This is a genomic window from Streptomyces sp. NPDC097640, assembly GCF_040302705.1.
Lineage (GTDB): Bacteria > Actinomycetota > Actinomycetes > Streptomycetales > Streptomycetaceae > Streptomyces.
Genome location: NZ_JBEOSB010000023.1, coordinates 158,206 through 160,056, shown reverse-complemented (window position 1 = coordinate 160,056; position 1,851 = coordinate 158,206). Strand labels below are relative to the sequence as shown.

General features: G+C 70.0%; 3 protein-coding genes. All 3 read right to left on the bottom strand.

Features of this window, described 5'->3' with window-relative positions:
* Positions 1 to 123: 123 nt before the first annotated feature.
* From ABTY62_RS32025 to ABTY62_RS32015, 3 genes are read right to left on the bottom strand one after another with little or no spacing between them, the layout of a single operon-like run.
* Entirely contained in the window at positions 124 to 609 is a 486-nt protein-coding gene (locus ABTY62_RS32025; RefSeq protein ID WP_352132916.1) for an SRPBCC family protein, read from the bottom strand.
* Entirely contained in the window at positions 606 to 980 is a 375-nt protein-coding gene (locus tag ABTY62_RS32020) for an ArsR/SmtB family transcription factor (RefSeq protein WP_352132915.1), read from the bottom strand. Before ABTY62_RS32020 ends, ABTY62_RS32025 begins: the two co-directional genes overlap by 4 nt.
* A gap of 49 nt (positions 981 to 1,029) precedes the next feature.
* A complete protein-coding gene (locus ABTY62_RS32015; protein ID WP_352132914.1) occupies positions 1,030 to 1,761 on the bottom strand; it encodes a 2OG-Fe(II) oxygenase in 732 nt (243 codons plus the stop codon).
* Positions 1,762 to 1,851 lie beyond the last annotated feature (90 nt).

Genomic DNA, 1,851 nt, shown 5'->3' with positions numbered 1-1,851 from the left:
GCTCGGTGATCCTCTGTGCGTGCCAACTGCTGTGTGCGTGCCAACTGCTGAAGGACGGAGCCCGGCCCGGGCGACATACCGTGGGAGTCCCCCCGGTGGTAGCCCGGGCCGGATCGGGCCAGGTCAGCCTTTGAGCAGCGCGTCCATCTGGCCGACCGCCTGCCGCAGTCCCTCGGACATGCCCATGTTCAGCAGCTGCTCCATCTGCTCCCGGGAGTCGTAGACCGAGTGCAGCTCCATCCGGGTGCCGCCGTCGCGCTCGGTGAGCCGCATCCGTACCGTGGTGATCGGCATGTCGGCGGCCGGCTTCCCCTCCGAATCGGCGAAGCCATCGGTGAACTCCAGGGACGTCGGCGGGTTGACCGAGGTGATCCGCCACCAGCCGTGGTGCTTGTCGCCTTCCGGGCCCGTCATGAAGTAGGTGACGTCTCCGCCCGGCGTCAGATCGTGCTGCTCCATGGTGGCCGGGTGGGACGGCGGCCCCCACCAACGCTCCAGCTGCCGCGGGTCGGCCCACAGCTGCCACACCTGTTCGACCGGCGCGGTGAAGTCGGCGATCAGGGTGAGGGTGAGATTGTCGAGGTCCTTGTCCACACTGGTGACACTCATCTGTCTCGTCCTTCCGTCGGGATGTTTTGTTCGGGGTCGGAGTCCTGCGCGAGCAGCCGGGCCATCCGGTCCACCCGTCCGCGCCAGGCCATCTCGAGCTCGTCGAGCACCTGCCGCGCGCGAACGATGGCCTCGGGGTCGGTCCGCACGAGCTGCTCCCGCCCGCGACGCTGCTTGGTGACCAGGCCGGCCCGCTCCAGCACGGCGACGTGTTTCTGCACCGCGGCGAAACTCATCGGGTAGACCTCGGCCAGCCGCGACACCGACAGCTCACCCCGCACACAGCGGTGGAGGATGCTGCGACGGGTGGCGTCGGCCAGCGCATGGAACAGGCGGTCCACTGCCTCATCGGTCAAGTCATCTACAACCATTTGGTTGTACGTTAGCAGTGTTGCCCGCCCGCCGCAAAGGAACCCGGGTTCATGCCGCGTCGTGGAAGACGATGCCGAGGGTGTGCCGGCGACCGGAGCGGACCGTGCTCACACCGTGCCGCATCGGCCCGTTGGCCCAGCCCCGCTTGGTGGCGACCGGCCGGTCGCGCGTCGTGAAGACCAGCCCGTGGCCCTGGAGCAGGGTGGTGGACGACCCCCGCGACTGGGCGCGGGGCCGCTGCTCGGTCATCAGGAACTCCCCGCCGGTGAAATCCACTCCCGGCCCATCCAGGCCGATGACCACCTGGAGCGGGAAGAGCATCTCGCCGAACACGTCCCGGTGCAGTGCGTTCCAGTCCCCGGGGCCGTACCGCAGCAGGATCTGCGCGGATCTGGACTGCCCGGCCTCGTGGCACCTGGCCACCCACTCCTGAAGCGTGTCCGGCCACGGGGCGGGACGGCCGAGCATGGCCGCCCAGTCGCGGGCGATGGGGAGCAGCCGGGGGTAGAACGCCTCGCGCAGCTCCCGCACGGCCTGGGGCAGGTCGTGGGTGAAATAGCGGTACTGGCCGGAGCCGAAGCGATGACGGGCCATGTCGACGGTCGTACGGAAGTGGCCGGGCTCGTCGTACAGCGCGGCGATGTCGCGACACTTGGCGTCGGTGAGAAGGCGGCCGGTCAGGGCGCTGCCGTACTCGCCCAGCTCGTCGGCCAGGGCCGCCCAGTCGCACTGGGCGAGCCTGTCGACGACGGGGCCCGCGAGTCGGGTGGTCTGGCTCATGGTGAGGGTCCTTGGATCGTCGGGGGTGCCGCGCCGGGGGCGCGGTGCCGGCCGAGGGCGGCGTCTCAGCACTGTGCCGTGCGCAGGCAC